We start from the raw sequence: 20,768 nt of genomic DNA on the forward strand, positions 1-20,768 counted from the left end.
AGTTATAATCCTTAAGACTCAAGCGAAAAGCTCAAGGCGACCTCACAGCCGGAGCCTTGGGTTGTATTAATTGTCAGTTCACCATTCAGGCGTGATGCCCGCTCTGTCATTATCGCCAGACCATAGTGATTGAGTTTTTCGTTGGCAGGGTCAAAGCCCTCTCCGTCGTCGTTGATCTTGATGTTAACGTGTTCGCCGTCCTGATTACAGGAAACGATGATCTCGTCTGCTTGTGCATGCTTGATTGCGTTGAGTACGGCTTCCCTGATCAACTGCAGCAAGTGAACCTGATGGTGTGCATCCAAATTCAACGACGATAAGTTGTTGTCTACAATGAGCATAGCATCTGTTTGCTCATCAAGCGGCTTGAGCATCTCAACTAATGCTTCTCCAAAATTCGCTTCCTTGATTGTTAGCCTGAACGTGCTGAGTAACTCCCGTAACTGGGTATAGGCGCCAGACAGTCCGCTATCGATATCCGATATGATCTGCATGGCACTCTCGGTCTCGTTCTTGCCGAGCTGCCTTTTAAGCAGTGTGATCTGAATTTTAAGATAAGACAATGACTGGGCCAGCGAATCGTGAAGCTCGCGGGCAATGGTTGCCCGCTCTTCCATTAGCAATAATTGTTCAGCCTGTTTCTGGGCCCGGTTGTAGTAAATCCCCCGGGCCAGGGTGCGGGCGATGTTGTCGATCAGGTTTTTATCCGGGCAGGGCAGGGTGTATTGCCACCACAGCTGGCCGAGTATCTGGCCATCCAGTTCCAGATCCTGATAATGCCATTGCTGTTGCTCTGACGGTTTGCCTGTTGTTATCTCGGTATTGATGCCGTTGTTTTCGTCAATCACCAGCTTGGTTGCCGTCAGTCCTTCGATTTCAATCAGGGTATCGAGCATCGCCGAGAAATTCTGTGATGACAGGCGGCTGACAGAGAGTTCCTGGGAACAGTTATAGAGCACCTGTAACGATTCGTTGGCATGGCGCAGGCGACGGGTTTTCTCATCCACCGACTTTTCCAGCCCCCGATACAGCTTGCCGAGATCGGCGGCCATTTTGGAAAAGGTACCTGCCAGAATGCCGAGTTCGTTATCACTTTTTACGTCGAGGCTGATATCAAAGTGGCCGTTTTGTATTTGTTTGCTGGCGCCGACCAGCTGGTTGAGCGGCGAGACGACTTTTCGCTGGGTGAAATGAATAGTAAACAGCGCGACAATCAGGATCAGGCTGAGCCCTATCCCGCCAGCGATGGACAGTACCTGAAGTTTGATAACGGAAAATTCTTGCAGCTCGAAGACAAATCGATCGATCCTGTCGACAAAATTGGCAACTTCGTCGAGAAAAAGATGCTTTTCGCCATCATTGAGCAAGGGGTGCAGGTTCTCCCAGCGACCGATGAGATTGTAGTAGTGGACTTTGATATCGGTCGGGACGGTCCAGTGCTCCAGGGCGGCCATCGAGGGCGAGAACAGCGACTGCTCGAACTGGTCGAGATGTTCAGAAAACTGCGAGGAGCCGGTCTGGATATCATAGGCCAGGCGGTAGCTCTGCATCCGGAGCGAGCCAGACACATTGACGGCCTCGGCATCGTTGAGGCTGGATGCCAGCGTCAGGAGGGCAAAGCTGGTGGTCATCACAGACAGCAGCAGGATTGCCAGCATGGCGCGGGCGATGGTGGTGGTGACAGGCTTGAGCGGCCGATTTCGCACTGAAATTCCTTTCTAATTTATTACCAATGACAGCTGACTGTAAATCAATTGGTTAGGTTGTTTGTTGAACTATAGTTGTTATGGTCGTAGTAAATATTGTGAGGGTTGTCATTTCTGTTTCTTGATCCAAGACAATTTTACCCCCTATTTAGCCCTAACTAGGTATTTAAGCATTTATTACGGGATTTACACTTGCCGTGTAAAAAGATGACGACTTGTGAACAGCTTTTGAGGGTTTAAGACTGTTTGTCGGCGTCGAAGAACAACCCGTAATGTGTATTTTATTCATATTACTTCACGAAAGGTAAAGCGAATGTTTGATCGTTCTCGCCGAAATCTACTTTCTCGGCGTCGCACACCGACATTACAGCGACTGCCCTGGGTTGTTGACGAAGATACATTTGTAGATAGCTGTACCCGCTGCAACAAGTGTATCAGCGCATGTGAAACGCAGATTATTGTCAAAGGCGATGGCGGGTTTCCGACTGTCGACTTTACACGCGGTGAATGTACGTTTTGTACCCGGTGTGCCGACGTTTGTCCCGAGCCATTGTTCCACCCTACAACGGAACAACCCTGGGGCATCAGGGCGCAAATCAATCCCAGCTGTCTGGCCCAACACAAGATTGAATGCAGAAGCTGCGGTGATGTGTGTGAGGTACAGGCCATTCGATTCAAGCTCCAGGCCGGTGGCGTGGCTACACCGGAACTTGATGCGGATGTGTGTAATGGGTGCGGTGCCTGTCTGTCGGTCTGTCCGGCATCAGCCATCAGTATGTTCACAACAGAACGAGAAGAGAAATAGCTTATGGCGCAAGAAGAAGTACATATTTCGAGCTTGGTGGTTCACGTCAAGCCTGAATACCTGGAAGTCGTAAAAGCTCAAATACTTGAATTGCCAAACACCGAGATTCACGGCGAAAGCGAAGAGGGAAAAGTCATTGTCGTTCTGGAAACAGCCAACCAGGGATACGTGACGGACACCATCGATAAGATCAATAACTTAGAACATGTATTAACAACTTTTTTAGTGTATCACCAAATTGAACACTTTGATTCGCAATCTGAGGATGATTCATGAAAATGACAAGACGTGCGTTTGTTAAGGCAAACGCCGCTGCTTCGGCAGCAGCTGTAGCTGGTATTACGTTGCCAGCATCAGCAACTAACTTAATCGTTAGTTCTGATGAAACCAAAATCAAATGGGACAAAGCGCCTTGTCGTTTTTGTGGTACAGGTTGTTCGGTACTGGTTGGTACGCAGAACGGTCGTGTCGTCGCTACCCAGGGTGATCCTGAAGCGCCGGTCAACAAGGGTCTGAACTGTATCAAGGGCTACTTCCTGTCGAAAATCATGTACGGTAAAGACCGTCTGCAGACGCCGATGCTGCGAATGAAGAACGGCAAGTTCGATAAAGACGGTGATTTCCAGCCAGTTTCATGGGATCAGGCATTCGATGTGATGGCTGACAAATGGAAAGCTGCACTGAAAAAGCATGGCCCGTCGGGTGTAGGTATGTTCGGTTCAGGCCAGTGGACGGTAATGGAAGGTTACGCCGCTGCCAAAATGATGAAAGCCGGCTTCCGTTCCAACAACATTGATCCGAATGCCCGTCACTGTATGGCTTCTGCTGTAGGTGCCTTTATGCGTACCTTCGGTATTGATGAGCCGATGGGTTGCTACGATGACTTCGAGCATGCCGATGCGTTCGTGCTTTGGGGCTCGAATATGGCCGAAATGCACCCGGTACTGTGGACACGTTTGACTGACCGCCGTTTAAGCCATCCTCATGTTAAAGTAAACGTGCTGTCCACTTACTACCACCGTTCGTTCGAACTGGCAGACAACGGCATGATTTTCGAGCCGCAGAGTGACCTTGCGATTGCCAACTTCATTGCCAATTACATCATTCAGAACGATGCCGTGAACTGGGATTTTGTCAACAAGCACACTCACTTCAAGCGTGCGACGACTGATATCGGTTATGGCCTGCGTGACGAGCACCCGCTGCAGCAGAAAGCCAAGAACGCCAACTCAGGCAAGCTGCATCCAATGACGTTCGATGAGTACAAAGCATCTGTTGCCGAGTATACCGTTGAAAAAGCCTCTGAAATGTCAGGTGTGTCTAAAGAGAAGCTGCTGGAGATGGCCAAGCAGTATGCCGATCCTAACGTTAAGGTGATGTCGCTCTGGACCATGGGCATGAACCAGCACACCCGCGGTGTCTGGATGAACAGCCTGGTTTATAACATTCACCTGCTGACCGGCAAAATCTCCAAGCCGGGTTGTGGTCCGTTCTCGCTGACAGGCCAGCCATCAGCATGTGGTACGGCGCGTGAAGTGGGTACGTTTGCTCACCGTCTGCCAGCTGACATGGTAGTAAAAAATCCTAAGCACCGTGCTTACGCCGAGAAAATCTGGAAGCTGCCTGAAGGCACTATTCCGCCAAAACCGGGTTACCACGCGGTTCTGCAGGACCGTATGCTGAAAGACGGCAAACTGAACGCGTACTGGGTGATGTGTAACAACAACATGCAGGCTGGTCCGAATATTAATGAAGAGCGTCTGCCGGGCTACCGTAATCCGGAAAACTTCATTGTGTGTTCTGACCCGTACCCAACGGCAACGGCCCAGGCGGCTGATCTGATCCTGCCGACAGCAATGTGGGTAGAGAAAGAAGGTGCCTACGGTAACGCCGAGCGTCGTACTCAGGCTTGGTACCAGCAGGTTGAAGCACAGGGTGATTCGAAATCTGACCTGTGGCAGCTGATGGAGTTCTCCAAGCGCTTCACGATTGAAGAAGTGTGGGGTGAAGAGTTGCTGGCCAAAGCACCGCAGTACCGTGGCAAAACCATGTATGAAGTGCTGTTCCGCAATGGTCAGGTCGATAAGTTCCCGCTGTCTGAAGCGCAGGAGCTTAACGATGATGCCAAGGCACAAGGCTTCTATTTGCAGAAAGGTCTGTTCGAAGAGTATGCAGCCTTCGGTCGCGATCATGGTCACGACCTGGCACCGTATGATGTATACCACGAGGTACGTGGTCTGCGCTGGCCGGTTGTCGATGGCAAGGAAACCAAGTGGCGTTTTGTTGAAGGTTCTGACCCGTATGTACCTGCAGGTGAAGGCTACCGCTTCTACGGTAAGCCAGACGGTAAGGCAAATATTATCTTTGCCCCGTTTGAGCCAGCACCGGAAGTGCCGGACAAAGAATACGACATGTGGCTATGTACGGGCCGAGTGCTGGAGCACTGGCACACCGGTACGATGACCCGCCGTGTTCCTGAGTTGTATAAAGCGGCGCCTGATGCCGTGTGTTATATCCACCCGGATGATGCCCAGGCTCGTGGCCTGCGTCGTGGTGACGAGGTTCTGCTGCAAAACCGTCGTGGTGAAGTTCGTTGTCGAGTAGAGACCCGAGGTCGAAACCGTCCGCCTGTTGGTCTGGTATTCGTACCTTTCTTCGATGCTCGTATTTTGATTAACAAGCTGATTTTGGATGCCACGGATCCGCTGTCTAAGCAGACCGACTTCAAGAAGTGTCCAATCAAGATCACCAAAATATAAATAATCGAATGAAATCAGCGTGATTGCCCATGACAGGTTCATGGGTAGTCACTCTCTTGACTCGAATTTAGCCATTAGGCGGAGAATACAATGAAACGACTAGTTTTAGCGGTCATGGCTGTAGGTATGTTGGTAGCCGGTGCCGTTCAGAGTGCAGAAGAACTTCATAACCCGGGCGGTATTGGCGGAGTGGAATCTCTGCGTGGCGCCAGTGAGCTCGAAGCGACCCGTGCTGCAGATGCGATGAAACGCTTCCCGCGCGATCAGGGTACGATTGATAGCGACTATGTTTATCAGCCACCGTTGGTACCGCACACCATTCGTAACTACGAAGTATCACTGAATGCGAATAAGTGTCTGGCTTGTCACAGCTGGAAAAATGCCAATGAAATGGGCGCGACCAAGATCAGTGTAACCCACTATCAGACTCGTGAAGGGCAGGTGTTATCAGATGTGTCGCCGCGTCGTTACTTCTGTCTTCAGTGCCATGTGCCTCAGGCTGATGCCAAGCCACTTGTTGAAAATGAATTCCAACGTGTTGATGCGTTGCGCTAGTTATAGCCATTAATTAAAGAGAGGCTATAGATGAATATATTAAAAGCATTTTGGCGTAGGTTAACATCACCGAGCAAGGTGGCGGTTGGTCTGGTCTTGTTCATGGGCTTTATGGGCGGTTTACTGTTCTGGGGTGCCTTCAACACCGGGATGGAAGCAACCAATACCGAAGAGTTTTGTTCGGGCTGTCACGCGCCGATTGTCAAAGAAATTCGTGAGACGGTGCACTTTGCCAACCGCTCTGGCGTTCGTGCAATCTGCTCTGACTGTCACGTACCGCACAACTGGACCGATAAGATTGTTCGCAAGGTACAGGCTTCGAAAGAGCTGGTGGCATTTGCGATGGGGACTATTAGTACCGAAGAGAAGTTCAAGGAGCGCCGGGGCTATCTGGCAAACCGAGAATGGCACCGGATGAAAGAAAATGATTCTCAGGAATGCCGTAACTGTCATAACTTTGAATACATGGACTTTTCGGAGCAGGGCCCTCGTAGTGTGAAACAACACTCAACGGCACTGGCTTCAGGTGAAAAGACTTGTGTAGACTGTCATAAAGGGATTGCGCATAAGCTTCCTGACATGAAAGATGTCGAAGGCTGGCAGTAAGGCCTGATTATCCGGCAATAATAGAAAGGTAGGTATACGATGAGTGCATTAGAATCGCTTATCTGGCACACGCTGGGTTATGCCGCAATGCCAGTGATCATCCTGGCGGGATTTGCAGCAGTTGCTGCAGTGTCTGTAGGGATTCTGGCTTTAGGTAAAGATAAGAACGCCTAAGTCAGTGTTAACTAACTGAAAAGCCATGTCGAAGGACATGGCTTTTTATTACCCGCACGTTGGGGGCGATGCCCGTTTGACCAAGCCAATAAGCATCATGCTCATCCAAACCAGATATAGCGGTAGCCATTCAACCAGAAAGTGCCTGAGAAGAGAGTCGCTATACTCCAGCAGCCAGATATCAATCAGGTGCAAGATGACCATGCTAATTGAGCCTAGAAAGCTAAATACCAGAAACGATGGCCTATCCATGAGATCTCCTTCAGAGTAATACTCTTCAATATAGATCTAAATGATAACCATTATCAAGTTGTGCTTGTGATTAATTGTCTGTTATATAACTTGGATCTAGTTTTTCAGGTACTCTGCGTCTGCCAGTCGGGTCCGAAAAAGTTCAGCCCGCTCGCGGTTGACGCCGAAGTCGGAATAGCCAGTACGGGACTCTGAGCGAACAATAAGCTCTTCGCCGTCTAGCCTGAGTTCGAAATCATCTACAAAACCAAAGACTTTGCTGCGGCATTCTACCCGGATGTAGTGTTCGCTTTGCTGCCCCAGGCTGGCGCCGGGAAGCGAAAGGGCTATCTTTTGGATAGCTTCCCAGTTATTTATGCCTTGCTGGTTAAGCCGGAACCTGGACAGGCTAAAGTCTGGCCGGGTTTCGATAGTCGACACGCAGTTCGGCTTTTCCTCGCAGGGCTCAAGACTACGGTCCGAGAATACCAGCGTCTCATTGTCAGCATTCGAGCATCCGGCGAGCACCAAGCTTGGCAATAATAAGAGTAGTGGCTTAGTCATATTGCAGTCCTTTGTCTGAGGCGTGTGCCGCCGATTAGTGGAAGTTATTAGTATTCCTTGGGTTATCGCATCAAGTAAGCGGCGAAGCCTCCCCAGGAGAGAACAAGCAGTAACCAGGGCAGCCAGTGATGTTTATAGGTAACTTGGGATTCGATAGTTGTCGTCACTTCTTGCTCTGGTTGCTCTGGCTGGGCCTGTTTGCTTTTCACTTGTTTTTTGCGCAGTTTGTCTCTTTCCCGGGCTTTGGCCTTCTGTTGCTTTTTATACAGCTCAATACCCTTTTGGATCCCCTGGGCGATAAGTTTGGTTTGCTCTTTAGTCTGACCGGGTTTTTGTGTGGCGCGGGCAATTTTCAGTGCCTCGGCCTGAGTTTCCGGCGACGGTGCGGCTTGCTGTGTGGTTTTGCTCATAGTCATTCCGTAGAAGGTCTGATAATCAGTCGGTTATAAGTAATTATACCTTGCTACTGTGGGGTTGAAAGAGCTGGATATACATAAAAAAACATTAACAATGTAGGAATATTTCAACATGTGAATAACGTGGTGTGTTTTCTTTAATAATGTATTTACACCTGTAAGAGGTTGATAATTATATATTTGATAAGGGTTTTTATAGATTGCACCCTCGCCTTAATACCTTAGGGGTAGTGTAATAAAGTGTAGGAAAATACGATTTTTATTACCAAAATCGTGATCTTGGCTACAAGATGAACAATTGATAAGTGCGTTAAAGCACAGAATTAAACACTGTAGGGTTGTGATTGGGGCGAGATGAATTATCGTGTCTGCATAATATTCTGACGTGCTACTTTGTTGACGGTTGAAATCAATCGGCTGAGCCTCCATTGCATATAGATAACAGGCGAATGGGGAAACAGTTTGCTCTATCCGATTGATGCATATGACAAGCACGGTTTGTTAAAACCTTCAGCTATGCTCTGGCTGACACTGGCATTTAGCGCCAAGGCGTGGGTCGTGTTTATTATGGCGGGCGCAAGCCGGGAGCAAGGGGCGCAAATCCTCGAGGTTTTATATCCGTTGCGGGATAACTTGTATTTCGCAATGGCAACAGGGTTACCTGCATTACTGATAATGTGGTTAACCGGACAACGATACAAAAATAAAAAACTAATAAATACACTGTGGCAGTACGGTAAGACCATCTTGCTCGCTGCCTACATGACAGATTGTGCTTTGCAAGTGTATCAACTTTCTCTTAGTGATGGTGCTTTCAGCTGGACCCAGGCAGTTAACTTGTTACTGACATTGTGGTTAGGCGCTTATATAGCTCGGAGCACCCGGGTCAGGAATACATTTGCGGATAAGCCCTTGGAGAGGTAAAGCAAATGAATGATTGGAGTAAAGGCCTGGTTCTTTTCAGCGCCTTCTTGAGCCCTCTGGCGATGGCAGACTGGCTATTGGATGTTAACTTTGAATTCTCAACCGCCGGCAATACGCAAACAGTGAATACCTCGCTGTCTCTGTTGCCTGGCGAAGAAACGGTCTTTTTTGGCACGACGAATGAAAGCAGCACCCCGCGAGAGTTGGTGGGCAGTGCCGAGTTGCTCGAAGTTTCGGCTGACGAAGTAAAGATAGCCTTTAAGGTGCAGGAGAGACTTGATGACGGTGCTTGGCGGACACTGATCTCGCCGACATTGTCGACCGGGCTGAATTCGCCGGCATCGTTTGAAACAGTTGACGGTGATGCCGACGAACAAGTTAAGCTTCAGGTAGAAGTCACATCGGTTTGATAGCTGTTGGCTGTTTGAACTACACAGTTTCAAAGCGCTCCTTCTGGGAGCGTCTTTTATTTTGGTACATGATATTGTCTGCGCGGGACAGGAAGTAGTCGGGGGTATCACCCTGGCGGTAGAAGGTGATCCCCACGCTGGCACCGATTTGGATTTTGTGGGGGCCAACGGTAAATTTTTTGCGGGCAACCGATGAAATCTCTTCCACCAGCTCTCTGGCATCGCTTTCGGAAGTAGTATTTAGCAAAATCACAAACTCATCACCCGCGAGCCGGGCAAAAAAGCTTTGTCCGTCAGTGAGCAAAGCGTCAACACGAAAACAAAACTGCTGTAGCACCCGGTCGCCGGCATGGTGCCCGTAGGTATCATTGACCCGCTTGAAATCATCAAGATCGATAAATAGCAAAGCCGGGTTGGCTTGTTGCGGCTTGATCCCGTTGACGACGCGATGTAGCTCTTCGATCAGGGCATAACGGTTGGCAATACCGGTCAGGGTATCTTTTCTGGCCATCTCCTCGGCTTTCTTTTCTGCCTCTATCCGTCGAGAAATTTCAAGTTTGAGCTGGCGGTTGACATAAGAGAAGTACCCGGCAGCCAACGATGTGACGAACAGCAGCAGTGCTCCCAGCTGTATCCACAGTTTAATGTCTTGCCAGGTGAGTTCGGTACGGAGTGGATAGAGGAAGTGGCTGTCTATGGCTGTGTTGGGGATGATATTGAGTTTGGCCAGCTCGTCCGCGATAGTTTGCCAGCGGTTGGGGTTCATATGACCAATTTCGATTAGCTCGGGCATGATCAGCTGTGCTGCCGTTTCCAGCTCGTAAGCCAGGTTTGCCCGGGATTTCTGAGGGTGGTAATGCTGCTCTATAATATCGAGGGTCTCCTCAATATGGGTGAGCGCATAATACCAGCCTTGCAGGCTGGCGCTGAGAAAGCGTTCAACGGTTTCTGGGTTGCTTTCGGCAAAGCCCTGGTGGGTAAAGATCACATCGCTATAAAAATTAATCCCGTACTCAGCAGGACTGAATATCAGAGCTTGTTCACCGTGCTCTTGCAAATAGAACGGCTCGTTGGTGAGGTAGCCGTTAAAGACATCAACTTGATCGCTGAGTAAATCATCGATATTGGCGGAAGTTGTTACCTGTTCAAGATCAGACAGCGCGATGTTATTGCGAGATAGTAGTACAATTAGCTCTGCATCCTCGGTTCCCGAGAACATCATCACTCGTTTACCGACTAAATCATGAATAGTTTGAATGTCACGGTTGGCTTTGGCGACGAGAACTGACGGGGAGTTCTGGAAAATGGCTGCGAGGGCCGTGAGAGGAAAGCCGTGTCCGTAGGCGACGAGTACTTCGGTATTGCCGACACCAAACTCTGCTTTTCTATCTAGCACCTCCTTGATAGGGACTTTATTGTTGCCGCCAGCTTTAATGGATACATCCAGCCCGGCGTCGTGATAGAAGCCTTTTTCCTTTGCCATATAAAACCCGGCAAACTGTGCCTGATGCAACCAGCGCAATTGCAGTGAGACACTTTCGAGTGCCGCTGCAGGCATCGCCAGTATCATCAGATATACGGAGATAAGCAGAGATAGAATCTTTTTCACAATATGCAACTGCTGGTTTATTTGTCCGGAGCCAATTTTGGTGAACTAACGTGGTGAAGTAAAGAGGGGATGTGATTTATTGAGAGCAATGACCATGATCAATTTCGGGCTATAGAAGCGCGATAAAATCAAACGTTTTTTGAATATTGGCTAATTAGGAGAATAATATGGCTATCGCACAACCTGCAATCTTGCCGGAAGCCGGCCCTTTTGCCCTGTATGTCGTTATGAAGATTGTAGGAGATAAGCGAGCGGTTATTCAGCAGTGTCAGGGCCTTCACCAGAGCCTGGCGTCGTTGAATGAACAGCAGGCTGACGCAAACTTGCGTGCAAGTATCGCTTTTGGCAAGTCCTTCTGGCAATCCCTCGATAAGGGAACTCCTGCTGAGTTCGACGATTTTCGTCCCTTGGGTGGGGGCGAGGTAACGGCTCCGGCTACCGGTGGCGATCTTCTTCTGCATGTGAATTCCAGCCGCCATGACTTGAATTTCTATGTACTGCGTCAGTTCTTGCAGCCGGTTGCTGACGCTGTAGAAGTACTTGATGAGACCTATGGTTACAAGTACCTGGATTCCCGTGATATGACTGACTTTATTGATGGCACGGAAAACCCGAAAACCCTGGAGTCGCGCGGTGATGTTGCACTGATCAAAGAGGGCGATTTTGCCGGCGGTAGCTTTGTGATGGTCCAGCGCTTTGTTCACAACCTACCGGCGTGGCACCGTCTTGGTGTCGAGGCTCAGGAAAAGGTGATTGGCCGTACCAAGCCAGATTCCATTGAGCTGGACGATGTACCGGCAAACTCTCACGTCGGCCGTGTCGACATAAAGGAAGAGGGCAAGGGCCTTAAGATCGTACGCCACAGCCTGCCGTATGGCACGGTGACCGGTGATCACGGATTGTTGTTTATCGCCTATTGCCACACCCAGCATAACTTTAATGCGATGTTGGAGAGTATGTACGGCGAAACGGACGGTAAGACAGATACGATGTTACGGTTTACGAAAGCCGTGTCGGGTGCCTACTTCTTCGCCCCGTCGGTCGAGATGCTGGAAAGTTTATAGAAGGGACGAGACCCTAGTTTCTTGGAACCAGGAGCTAGGAACGATTACCTTGAATTAAAACATAAAAAAACGCAGCCCTTAGGCTGCGTTTTTTACAAAGACCAAATAGCCTTACTTTTTGATGCGTAGTACTGGAGTTTCACCCACAGTAGTTGCACCAGAAAGCTTGTTTAGCTCTTTGATTTCGTCCATGTTAGAGATAACAACAGGAGTCAGAGTTGATTTCGCTTTCTCTTCTAGAAGAGCTAGGTCGAATTCGATGACTGTGTCGCCAGCTTTAACAGTTTGGCCTTCCTCGGCGATACGAGTGAATCCTTCACCTTTCAGTTCAACTGTGTCGATACCGAAGTGAACGAATAGTTCGATACCATCGTCGGACTCAATAGAGAAAGCGTGGTTAGTTTCAAAGATCTTGCCGATAGTACCGTTTACTGGTGCAACCATTTTGTTGCCAGCAGGTTTGATAGCGATACCATCACCAACGATTTTCTCTGCGAAAACAACATCTGGCACATCTTCGATGTTTACGATTTCACCAGAAAGTGGCGCAATAATCTCGATTGCACCAGCTTCGTTGTTGTCATCAGAAACCAGCTTCTTCAATTTGTCAAACAGACCCATATCGTTGCTCCTAAGCGTTGTTATTCTATCTGCAGCTATATTAGCAGATGGTCTTTTCTGCGATGAATTTTTCTACGTGTGCTTCGATTTCAGCTGCTGTTGGCATCGCAAGCGCTTGTTCTGCCATAGCTTTAACATCAGCAAAGTTAGCGTTTCGGATAACTTTCTTAATGCGTGGAATTGAAATCCCGCTCATGCTGAATTCGTCCAGCCCCATACCTAGTAGCAATAGGGTAGCACGTTCGTCACCAGCAAGCTCGCCACACATACCTGTCCACTTACCTTCTTTGTGAGAAGCATCAATTACTTGCTTAATCACATTCAGTACAGCGGGTGATAGCGGGTTATACAAGTGAGAAATCAGCTCATTACCACGGTCAACTGCAAGAGTATACTGGGTTAAGTCGTTAGTACCAATACTAAAGAAGGCAACTTCTTTAGCCAGGTGGTGAGCAATTGCTGCAGCAGCCGGTGTTTCAACCATTACACCGATTTCAATATTTTCATCGAATGCCAGGCCTTCAGCACGAAGCTCTGCTTTGTATTCTTCGATAGCCGCTTTCAGTTCACGGATTTCCTCAACAGAGATAATCATCGGGAACATGATGCGGATCTTGCCGTGAGCAGATGCACGCAGGATTCCGCGTAGCTGGTCACGTAGGATTTCACGGCGATCCAGGCTGATGCGAACGGCACGCCAGCCCAGGAATGGGTTCATTTCTTTTGGTAGATCCAGGTACGGCAGATCTTTGTCACCACCGATATCCATGGTACGGATGATCACTGGCTCGCCATGCATGGCTTCGGCAACTTCTTTATATGCCTGGTACTGCTCTTCTTCAGTCGGAAGGGCATCGCGATCCATGAACAGGAATTCGGTACGGTACAGACCAACGCCTTCACCGCCGTTGCGGTTTATGCCGTCACAGTCTTTGACTGTGCCGATGTTGCCGCATACTTCAACCTGCTTGCCGTCAAGCGTGATTGCCGGAAGATCTTTCAGCTTCGCCAGCTCTTCTTTCTCTGCAATGTGCGCGTCACGGATTGCTTTGAATTTGGTTAGCTCTTCTTCGCTAGGATTGATAACAACCTGATTGTTGATTGCATCAAGAATCAGCATGTCGCCGTTCTTAACCTGAGCGGTAATATCGTTGGTACCTACGATAGCAGGTAGCTCTAGAGAACGTGCCATGATAGAGGTGTGCGAAGTACGGCCACCGATATCAGTAATGAAGCCCAGTACGTAATCCAGGTTGATTTGCGCAGTTTCTGAAGGTGTCAGATCGTTGGCAACCAGAATGACTTCTTCGTTGATAGCGCTTAGGTTAACGATGTTGATACCCAGTGCGTTCTTGACGAAACGGCTACCGATATCACGGATATCCGTCGCACGCTCTTTCAGGTACTCATCATCGAGAGATTCGAGTGTCGCAGCCTGCTCTTCGATCACAGAGTGAATAGCAAGAGCGGCACAAGCATTGTTTTCTTTAATGAAGGCTATGATTTCTTCTTCAAGCTCTTCATCTTCCAGCAACATAATGTGGCCTTCAAAGATTGCTTCCTTCTCTTCACCGAAGGTTGCAAGTGCTTTTTCTTTGATTACTTCTAGTTGCTCAGAAGATTTTTTTCGAGCATCGAAGAAACGCTGAACTTCGTTTTCGATTTGGTCTGCAGCAATGGGAGCCTTGTTGAGAACAATCTCTTCTTCCTGCAGCAGTAGTGCTTTACCAAATGCAATACCAGGAGATGCCAGGATACCTGAAATCATAGCCTTACCTTAAATTGACTAAAAACTAGGGGAAGTAGTAATAAACAACTGCAGATTAGTGCAGTGTGTCCATTAGTGCTACAAGGTGATCTACAGCTGCTTGTGCCTGAGCACCTTCTGCTGAGATAGTCACAACTGTGCCTTTAACCAGACCTAGAGTTTGTAGTTTGAACAGGCTCTTAGCGCTTGCGCTCTTACCGTTAGAAGTCACTGTGATGTCAGCATCGAAAGTTTTTGCTTCTTTTACGAACTGAGCTGCCGGACGAGTGTGTAGACCGTTTTCTGCAGTGATTTCAACTTGCTTCTGATACATTTTTTCACCCCGATGTAGATATAGTATTTATTTAATATTAACGTAACTGAAAGAAAGCTTAACGTGGATAACGTATGCTTGCTAACTGGGAGTATAAACTACCCAACAGTTCGGCGTTTTAGCTTAATCCAAGTCAACTTTTAGTGACATTATTGGTTTACAAGCCCCAAAAAGGTCGATTTTTTGACCTTTTATTTCGACGCTAAAAATAAAACGCAACGGATTTATATTAAAGCTAAGTTCAAAATGCAACAAAAAAGCCCCCTCAAGGGGGGCTTTTAGGCAGCAATTATCAATCTATCATTATAAAATGTGATCACTGTTGGGTTTCTTTTTCCGTAAAGATACCCGCAAAGAGTGCCGTTGACAGGTAACGCTCACCTGAGCTAGGTAGCACTGCAACAATGTTTTTTCCTGCAAATTCCGGACGCTCGGCGATGCGGTTGGCAGCCACAATGGCAGCACCTGAAGAAATACCGGCAAGAATGCCTTCTTCTTCCATCAGACGGCGAGCCATTTCAATCGCATCCTCGGAACTTACACGCTCGACTTCGTCAATCAGAGCGAGATCCAGGTTGCCAGGAATGAAGCCGGCACCGATACCCTGAATCTTGTGCGGAGCCGGTTGTACCTCATCGCCGCTCAGCGTCTGGGTAATAACCGGAGACTCGGAAGGCTCGACAGCAACAGTCGTGATGGCCTTGCCCTTCTGTTGCTTGATGTAGCGGCTGACACCAGTAAGCGTACCACCGGTACCCACACCCGAAACAAAGACGTCAATTTCACCGTCAGTGGCATCCCATACTTCCGGGCCAGTGGTCTTTTCATGGACTTCCGGGTTAGCCGGGTTATTGAACTGCTGAAGCAGCAGGTACTTTGACGGATCAGAAGCGACAATCTCTTCTGCTTTTTCGATCGCCCCTTTCATTCCTTTCGGCGCTTCGGTCAGTACCAGGTTGGCGCCCAGTGCCTTAAGCAGTTTGCGACGCTCCAGGCTCATGCTCTCTGGCATGGTCAGAGTCAGCTTGTAGCCACGAGCTGATGCAACAAAAGCAAGGGCAATACCTGTGTTACCACTGGTTGGCTCAACTAGCTCTACCCCTTCTTTTAAGAGGCCTTTTTTCTCGGCATCCCAAATCATGTTTGCGCCGATACGGCATTTTACGCTGAAGCTAGGGTTGCGAGCCTCAATTTTGGCCAGAACGTTACCTTTACTTACACGGTTAAGACGAACTAGCGGGGTGTTTCCGATCGTTAGTGAATTATCTTCGTAAATCTTGCTCATGCTTGTCGTTCCTTCGTGACACGTTTCAACAAATGACAGATAAAGCATAAACCGTGATTGGCATTTGGAAAGTAATTAATTGTTATATCTTATTGTTATATAAGATGGGGTGTTCAAGAAGTCAGCATTCTATGCTTTGAAGGCAAGGTTGGCGGCCACTCGGCGCTATGAGGTGCGACAGGGGGATGAATAAACAGCGGGAGCTTATGCTCCCGCTGCCTGCTGGTAACTATAACTTGCTGGTTACGTTATACAGCTAGTAAAGCTTGTATTGTGTGCGGTAGTTATCAACCCACATGGCGGTGGCACCACAAACAGCAATAGGCATTACCACAAGGTTGAGCAGCGGTGTCATGGTGAAGAGCATGACCAGGCTACCAAAGCTGATGGATTTTCCGCGCTTTTCTTTCAGCGCGTCGCGCATCGTGGTGAACGGCACCTTGTGATTGTCAAACGGATAGTCGGCATACTGGATGCTCATCATCCAGGCACTGAACAGGAACCATAGTACCGGGCCGACAGTCTGGCCGATGGCGGGGATCCATAGCAGGATAAATAGGCCGATAGCCTTTGGTAGGTAGTATTTCAACTTGATCCATTCTCGGTTCATGATCCGCGGCAGATCTTTGAGAATATCTTTTAAACCGGCATCCGGGGTTGGCTCGCCGGTCAGCTTGGCCTCAAGGTGTTCGGCCAGAAGTCCGTTGAACGGGGCGGCTATCCAGTTGGCAATGGTACTGAAAAAATAGGAGAAGGTGACTAAAGCGGCAACGGCCAGGAGTGGCCATAGCAAATAAGACAGCCAGTCGAGCCATTGCGGCAGATAGGCCATCCAACCGTTGATCCAGTCACTCAGCTGACTCAACACAAAACTAAATGCGCTGCCGAATAGAATAATATTCACCAGCAGCGGCAAAATGACGAAGCGGCGGGTACCTGGTTGCATCGCTAGCGACATTCCCTTAAAGAAATACCCGGCCCCACTGGCAGGGTTTTGAATGGCTGGTGGTTGTTGCATCTGACTCTCCTTCATGAGCTTCTTTATTCGGGGGATCGACCGACCGGGAAAAGAATAGTTGGTGCATGTTAACGGTGTGTGGTGCAAGGAATCAAATTTCCTTGCGGCCTACCTAGGCGGTAAAGTGGAAAAATGCCACGGAACTGGCTGTATTTTGCTCGATTTTGTGCTCAGCAGCACTATCTTGCACGAATCACGATAATCATCTTCTCTTTCTGATTTGAGATTTGGTACATTACTAGTAATTCCTTTAATTATCTGCCTTGTCGAAGCAAGATAATTAAAGGAATTGGTTTAGCGTGATCAGGTTAGTTAGGGTGACTTGTGTGTCCAGATTGGCTTGATGAAACATTGGTTGTCATTTGCCCCGTTATGGGTAACGAGTAAATTCAGAGTATTCATATGCAGGAATTGCGTCTGGTTCTTATTATTGTCGGCGCGCTAGCTATTGCAGCGTTACTGTTGCATGGCTTGTGGAGTAGTCGTAAGGAAAAACCCGCGAAGTTTGGTGAGAAGCCGTTGGGCAAGCTAGATGATGCTAGCAATGTTGATTCCGACGGGTTTGATCAAGATGGTGTCGGTAGCGTACGGGTTGTGAATAGTGAAGCACCAGAAAAGGCTAGCCGGAGAGAGCCGGAACTGCATTTTGGCGCTAAAATCGAAGCCGATCCGCTGATGGAGTCGGCGACCAGTGACTTCTCGTCTGAACCCGCTCTAGACTTGCCCAAAATGTCGGCCAAGCCTGAGGTACAGCCTGCAGCGACAAGGCCGGAGGTAGATTCCCGTCCGTTGACCGGAGAGCCTGAGTTACAGCCCGTGGAACCTGTTGTTGCTCCTCAGCCGGCAGTTAGCCCTGAGCCGGAGATTCTGCAGCCGCAGCCCGCTTCGCCGGTGCACGTTCAGGCGACGGCTGAACCAGAGCTACCTAAGCAGGCTTTGATCGACCCGGAAGAAATGACGGTTGTGCAGCCGAGTGAGCAACCTCTTCACGAGCAAACCGTTGATGAGATCGTCCCTCAAGAGCCAGAAGTGGCAGAGCCGACAGTTAAGGTTGAGCCGGTTGTTGAAGAGCAAATCATTATTGAGCCAGAGCCAGAGCCAGAGCCAGAGCCAGAGCTTAAGCCTGACTATCTGGTACTGAATATCCATGCCCGTAATGGTGAGGCCCTGCGCGGAACCAAGCTGTTTAACAGCCTGGAGCAAAATGATTTGTATTATGGCGAAAACTCGGTGTATCACCGCCATGCCGATGTTGCCGGCACCGGGCCGATCATTTTTTCGGTAACCAACATGGTTCACCCGGCACACTTCCCTGAAGGTGGTAGCGATAGCTTTGAAACACCAGGAATAGCTTTTTACCTGATGCTGCCTTGCCCTGGCCGTCCGGATTATAACTTTAACCAGATGCTACAGACCGTTCAGCGTGTTGCTGACGAGTTAGGGGCTGATGTGCTTGATCATGAACGAGCGATGATCACCCCGCACCGCATTAATGAATATCGAGAGAAAGCCAAGCTTTATACTCGGGCTTAACGCGGGTAATGAATAGAGATAATCAGGCCCCTTTCGAGGGGCCTGATTTTTATACGATAGGAAGAACAATGAGTCACGACATTCAGCAGCAACTGACAGAGTTGCGCGAACAACTTGCATACCATGGCTATCGCTATTACGTCGAAGATAATCCTGAAATCCCTGATGCCGAATATGATCGCATGATGCAGCAACTGCTGGCTCTGGAGACTGAGCATCCTGAGTTGATGACGGTTGATTCTCCGAGCCAGCGTGTTGGCGGTGCGCCGCTGGATGGTTTTACCCAGGTGACGCATGAGCTGCCGATGCTGTCGCTGGATAATGCGTTTAATGACGAAGATCTTCAGGCATTTGAAAAGCGTATGCTGGATCGTCTGCTTTCGGCTTCGACGCTGAGCTATTGTTGCGAGCCGAAACTCGATGGCCTTGCCGTGAGCCTGATGTATGAAAACGGCATGTTGGTACAGGCCGCTACGCGCGGTGACGGCACCACCGGCGAGAACATTACAGCCAATGTCCGAACCATTCGTTCTATCCCCCTAAAGCTTCAAGGGGATAACTGGCCAGCACGTCTCGAAGTACGTGGCGAAGTGTTTATGCCGAAGAAAGGCTTTGACGAGCTGAATGAAAGGGCACTAAAGAAAGGCGAGAAGACATTTGCCAACCCGCGAAATGCCGCAGCCGGAAGTTTGCGCCAGCTTGACTCGAAAATTACGGCAACTCGCCCGTTAAGCTTCTATGCCTACTCTGTCGGAGTTGTAGAAGGTACTGAACTGGCTCCGAGCCAGTATGATCGTCTGGTGCAACTGAAAGGCTGGGGCCTGCCAATGTGTCCGGAGATCCAGCGGCTGGAAAGCCTGAGCAAGGTCATTGCCTATTACCAGGAGATCGGCGAAAAGCGTCAGGCGCTACCTTATGAGATTGATGGCGTGGTGATCAAGATTGACGATGTCGCGCTTCAGGAGCAATTAGGTTTTGTTGCCAGGGCTCCTCGCTGGGCCATTGCCTATAAATTTCCTGCTCAGGAAGAAATGACCCTGTTGAACAATGTCGAGTTTCAGGTTGGCCGTACTGGCGCTATTACCCCGGTTGCCAAGCTGGAGCCAGTATTTGTCGGCGGTGTAACCGTGAGTAATGCGACGCTTCATAATGCCGATGAAGTTGAGCGCCTGGGTGTGATGGTTGGTGATACCGTGATTATTTGCCGTGCTGGTGACGTGATCCCTCAGATTGTCTCTGTGGTCGAGTCACGCCGTCCGGCAGATGCCGTCCCGATTGTGTTTCCTACAGAGTGCCCGGTGTGCGAATCCAAGGTCGAGCGAGTGGAAGGCGAAGCGGTTGCCCGTTGCTCTGGTGGCCTGTTCTGCCAGGCACAGCGTAAAGAGGCTCTGAAGCACTTTGTATCTCGCAAGGCACTGGATGTGGATGGCTGCGGCGAAAAAGTGATCGAACAGCTGGTGGACCGTGAAATGGTCGCCACCCCGGCCGAGTTGTTTAAACTTTCGGCTGGGGTCGTTACGGTACTTGACAGGATGGGGCCGAAATCAGCTCAAAATCTGGTTAACTCTTTGGACAAATCTAAGCTAACAACACTGCCGAGGTTCTTGTATTCGTTGGGCATTCGTGAAGTCGGCGAGGCAACGGCGGCAAACCTAGCCAATCATTTTGGGACCTTAGAGGCTATTACTCAGGCGACCAAGGAGCAGCTGATAGAAGTCCCTGATGTGGGTGACATCGTTGCCGCGCACCTGTTTAACTTCTTCCGTGAAGAGCACAACCTGGCTGTTATTAATGATTTGCTTGCCGTAGGTGTACATTGGCCTGCGATAGAGAAAGTCGCCGAGGGAGTAGAGCTTCCGTTAGATGGCAAAACGGTGGTTCTTACAGGCTCTCTTTCTCAATTGACTCGTACTGATGCCAAAGCTGCACTTCAGAATCTAGGAGCAAAAGTGACAGGGAGTGTCTCTAAGAAGACAGATCTGCTAGTAGCAGGGGAAGCGGCTGGTTCAAAATTAGCCAAAGCTCAAGATCTAGGGATAGAAATATGGGATGAGCAGGCACTTGTCGATTTTATGAATCGCTAATTAATATCGTCATCAGGAATAATCTATTTGTTTTATATTCCTAGAAAAAGCAACGAACTCGAATAAATACAAAGGCTCGCAATCTAAATTGCGAGCCTTTTTCATCGCTCCATTTCTCTCTTTTTCTGCTATCAAAATATCAGCCATTTTTTTAGAAAATATTCCTGAAGGTTGAATGTTTACTCTGTGTTTTTTCGTAATGTAACAGGTGCAAAGTGCATTGAAATACTGGGGAGAGTTCGCATTTATGCTTATTTAGTTTTTTAAGTGTATGTTTTAGATTGGTTTTTAGTTTTATTTATATTTGAGCTAGAAAAGGTTTG

At 48.9% G+C, this 20,768-nt stretch carries 21 protein-coding genes; 11 read left to right on the forward strand and 10 right to left on the reverse strand.

The annotated features are described in order from the left end of the window. Positions 1 to 11: 11 nt before the first annotated feature. Entirely contained in the window at positions 12 to 1,706 is a 1,695-nt protein-coding gene (narQ, locus tag BIT28_RS11710) for a nitrate/nitrite two-component system sensor histidine kinase NarQ (RefSeq protein WP_075763836.1), read from the reverse strand. Between the two features lie 313 nt (positions 1,707 to 2,019). Between narQ and napF the strand changes: the two genes are divergently transcribed. The 6 genes from napF (at position 2,020) to BIT28_RS11740 (ending at position 6,605) form a co-directional block, all read left to right on the forward strand. Continuing rightward, positions 2,020 to 2,511, forward strand: coding sequence for a ferredoxin-type protein NapF (gene napF / locus BIT28_RS11715; RefSeq protein WP_075763838.1), 492 nt, complete (start codon positions 2,020 to 2,022; stop codon positions 2,509 to 2,511). A gap of 3 nt (positions 2,512 to 2,514) precedes the next feature. Further along, the gene (locus BIT28_RS11720; protein ID WP_075763840.1) at positions 2,515 to 2,787 is read left to right on the forward strand and encodes a chaperone NapD; all 273 of its coding nucleotides are present in this window, start codon (positions 2,515 to 2,517) and stop codon (positions 2,785 to 2,787) included. Beyond that, positions 2,784 to 5,270, forward strand: a complete 2,487-nt coding sequence (gene napA, locus BIT28_RS11725; protein ID WP_075763842.1) for a periplasmic nitrate reductase subunit alpha — start codon at positions 2,784 to 2,786, stop codon at positions 5,268 to 5,270. Before BIT28_RS11720 ends, napA begins: the two co-directional genes overlap by 4 nt. A gap of 90 nt (positions 5,271 to 5,360) precedes the next feature. Next, complete coding sequence (locus tag BIT28_RS11730) at positions 5,361 to 5,825, forward strand: nitrate reductase cytochrome c-type subunit (RefSeq protein WP_075763845.1); 465 nt, start codon at positions 5,361 to 5,363, stop codon at positions 5,823 to 5,825. A 30-nt stretch (positions 5,826 to 5,855) separates the two neighbouring features. Next, a complete protein-coding gene (locus BIT28_RS11735; protein WP_075763847.1) occupies positions 5,856 to 6,431 on the forward strand; it encodes a NapC/NirT family cytochrome c in 576 nt (191 codons plus the stop codon). Positions 6,432 to 6,470: 39 nt separating this feature from the next. Beyond that, entirely contained in the window at positions 6,471 to 6,605 is a 135-nt protein-coding gene (locus BIT28_RS11740; RefSeq protein ID WP_075763849.1) for a TIGR02808 family protein, read from the forward strand. 48 nt (positions 6,606 to 6,653) lie between these two features. Here BIT28_RS11740 and BIT28_RS11745 read toward each other — a convergent pair whose 3' ends face one another. From BIT28_RS11745 to BIT28_RS11755, 3 genes are all read right to left on the reverse strand, one after another. Further along, positions 6,654 to 6,857 (reverse strand): hypothetical protein, encoded by a 204-nt coding sequence (locus BIT28_RS11745; protein ID WP_075763851.1) that lies wholly within the window; start codon positions 6,855 to 6,857, stop codon positions 6,654 to 6,656. A 96-nt stretch (positions 6,858 to 6,953) separates the two neighbouring features. Continuing rightward, complete coding sequence (locus tag BIT28_RS11750; protein ID WP_075763853.1) at positions 6,954 to 7,400, reverse strand: DUF1499 domain-containing protein; 447 nt, start codon at positions 7,398 to 7,400, stop codon at positions 6,954 to 6,956. 62 nt (positions 7,401 to 7,462) lie between these two features. Beyond that, a complete protein-coding gene (locus tag BIT28_RS11755) occupies positions 7,463 to 7,810 on the reverse strand; it encodes a DUF2956 domain-containing protein (protein WP_075763855.1) in 348 nt (115 codons plus the stop codon). A gap of 468 nt (positions 7,811 to 8,278) precedes the next feature. Here BIT28_RS11755 and BIT28_RS11760 point away from each other — a divergent pair, with 468 nt between their 5' ends. Together BIT28_RS11760 and BIT28_RS11765 are read left to right on the forward strand one after the other, a co-directional pair. Then, a complete protein-coding gene (locus tag BIT28_RS11760; protein ID WP_075763857.1) occupies positions 8,279 to 8,740 on the forward strand; it encodes a DUF2919 domain-containing protein in 462 nt (153 codons plus the stop codon). 5 nt (positions 8,741 to 8,745) lie between these two features. Then, entirely contained in the window at positions 8,746 to 9,150 is a 405-nt protein-coding gene (locus BIT28_RS11765; RefSeq protein WP_075763859.1) for a hypothetical protein, read from the forward strand. Positions 9,151 to 9,169: 19 nt separating this feature from the next. Here BIT28_RS11765 and BIT28_RS11770 read toward each other — a convergent pair whose 3' ends face one another. Continuing rightward, complete coding sequence (locus BIT28_RS11770; protein WP_075763861.1) at positions 9,170 to 10,759, reverse strand: GGDEF domain-containing protein; 1,590 nt, start codon at positions 10,757 to 10,759, stop codon at positions 9,170 to 9,172. A gap of 167 nt (positions 10,760 to 10,926) precedes the next feature. Here BIT28_RS11770 and BIT28_RS11775 point away from each other — a divergent pair, with 167 nt between their 5' ends. Then, complete coding sequence (locus BIT28_RS11775) at positions 10,927 to 11,823, forward strand: Dyp-type peroxidase (RefSeq protein WP_075763863.1); 897 nt, start codon at positions 10,927 to 10,929, stop codon at positions 11,821 to 11,823. 111 nt (positions 11,824 to 11,934) lie between these two features. On the opposite strand, the gene crr is transcribed toward BIT28_RS11775, so the two are convergent. The 5 genes from crr to cysZ form a co-directional block, all read right to left on the reverse strand. Further along, entirely contained in the window at positions 11,935 to 12,444 is a 510-nt protein-coding gene (gene crr / locus BIT28_RS11780; protein WP_075763865.1) for a PTS glucose transporter subunit IIA, read from the reverse strand. Positions 12,445 to 12,484: 40 nt separating this feature from the next. Beyond that, positions 12,485 to 14,212, reverse strand: a complete 1,728-nt coding sequence (gene ptsI / locus BIT28_RS11785) for a phosphoenolpyruvate-protein phosphotransferase PtsI (RefSeq protein ID WP_075763867.1) — start codon at positions 14,210 to 14,212, stop codon at positions 12,485 to 12,487. A 55-nt stretch (positions 14,213 to 14,267) separates the two neighbouring features. Next, complete coding sequence (locus BIT28_RS11790) at positions 14,268 to 14,525, reverse strand: HPr family phosphocarrier protein (RefSeq protein ID WP_075763869.1); 258 nt, start codon at positions 14,523 to 14,525, stop codon at positions 14,268 to 14,270. Positions 14,526 to 14,841: 316 nt separating this feature from the next. After that, positions 14,842 to 15,810 (reverse strand): cysteine synthase A, encoded by a 969-nt coding sequence (gene cysK / locus BIT28_RS11795; protein WP_075763871.1) that lies wholly within the window; start codon positions 15,808 to 15,810, stop codon positions 14,842 to 14,844. Positions 15,811 to 16,066: 256 nt separating this feature from the next. Then, positions 16,067 to 16,828 (reverse strand): sulfate transporter CysZ, encoded by a 762-nt coding sequence (cysZ, locus tag BIT28_RS11800; RefSeq protein WP_083651790.1) that lies wholly within the window; start codon positions 16,826 to 16,828, stop codon positions 16,067 to 16,069. 402 nt (positions 16,829 to 17,230) lie between these two features. On the opposite strand from cysZ, the gene zipA reads away from it, so the two are divergent. Together zipA and ligA are read left to right on the forward strand one after the other, a co-directional pair. After that, on the forward strand, positions 17,231 to 18,361 hold the full coding sequence (gene zipA / locus BIT28_RS11805; RefSeq protein WP_075763875.1) for a cell division protein ZipA: 1,131 nt from the start codon (positions 17,231 to 17,233) through the stop codon (positions 18,359 to 18,361). A 68-nt stretch (positions 18,362 to 18,429) separates the two neighbouring features. Next, entirely contained in the window at positions 18,430 to 20,445 is a 2,016-nt protein-coding gene (gene ligA, locus BIT28_RS11810; RefSeq protein ID WP_075763877.1) for an NAD-dependent DNA ligase LigA, read from the forward strand. Positions 20,446 to 20,768 lie beyond the last annotated feature (323 nt).

The sequence above is a fragment of the Photobacterium proteolyticum genome (genome assembly GCF_001939735.1).
In the GTDB taxonomy this organism is placed as follows: Bacteria; Pseudomonadota; Gammaproteobacteria; order Enterobacterales; family Vibrionaceae; genus Photobacterium; species Photobacterium proteolyticum.

Coding starts and splice junctions, on each gene's coding strand:
- napF (WP_075763838.1), top strand. CDS start 2,020: ATGTTTGATCGTTCTCGCCGAAATCTACTTTCTCGGCGTCGCACACCG.
- BIT28_RS11720 (WP_075763840.1), top strand. CDS start 2,515: ATGGCGCAAGAAGAAGTACATATTTCGAGCTTGGTGGTTCACGTCAAG.
- napA (WP_075763842.1), top strand. CDS start 2,784: ATGAAAATGACAAGACGTGCGTTTGTTAAGGCAAACGCCGCTGCTTCG.
- BIT28_RS11730 (WP_075763845.1), top strand. CDS start 5,361: ATGAAACGACTAGTTTTAGCGGTCATGGCTGTAGGTATGTTGGTAGCC.
- BIT28_RS11735 (WP_075763847.1), top strand. CDS start 5,856: ATGAATATATTAAAAGCATTTTGGCGTAGGTTAACATCACCGAGCAAG.
- BIT28_RS11740 (WP_075763849.1), top strand. CDS start 6,471: ATGAGTGCATTAGAATCGCTTATCTGGCACACGCTGGGTTATGCCGCA.
- BIT28_RS11745 (WP_075763851.1), bottom strand. CDS start 6,857: ATGGATAGGCCATCGTTTCTGGTATTTAGCTTTCTAGGCTCAATTAGC.
- BIT28_RS11750 (WP_075763853.1), bottom strand. CDS start 7,400: ATGACTAAGCCACTACTCTTATTATTGCCAAGCTTGGTGCTCGCCGGA.
- BIT28_RS11755 (WP_075763855.1), bottom strand. CDS start 7,810: ATGAGCAAAACCACACAGCAAGCCGCACCGTCGCCGGAAACTCAGGCC.
- BIT28_RS11765 (WP_075763859.1), top strand. CDS start 8,746: ATGAATGATTGGAGTAAAGGCCTGGTTCTTTTCAGCGCCTTCTTGAGC.
- BIT28_RS11775 (WP_075763863.1), top strand. CDS start 10,927: ATGGCTATCGCACAACCTGCAATCTTGCCGGAAGCCGGCCCTTTTGCC.
- crr (WP_075763865.1), bottom strand. CDS start 12,444: ATGGGTCTGTTTGACAAATTGAAGAAGCTGGTTTCTGATGACAACAAC.
- ptsI (WP_075763867.1), bottom strand. CDS start 14,212: ATGATTTCAGGTATCCTGGCATCTCCTGGTATTGCATTTGGTAAAGCA.
- BIT28_RS11790 (WP_075763869.1), bottom strand. CDS start 14,525: ATGTATCAGAAGCAAGTTGAAATCACTGCAGAAAACGGTCTACACACT.
- cysK (WP_075763871.1), bottom strand. CDS start 15,810: ATGAGCAAGATTTACGAAGATAATTCACTAACGATCGGAAACACCCCG.
- cysZ (WP_083651790.1), bottom strand. CDS start 16,828: ATGCAACAACCACCAGCCATTCAAAACCCTGCCAGTGGGGCCGGGTAT.
- zipA (WP_075763875.1), top strand. CDS start 17,231: ATGCAGGAATTGCGTCTGGTTCTTATTATTGTCGGCGCGCTAGCTATT.
- ligA (WP_075763877.1), top strand. CDS start 18,430: ATGAGTCACGACATTCAGCAGCAACTGACAGAGTTGCGCGAACAACTT.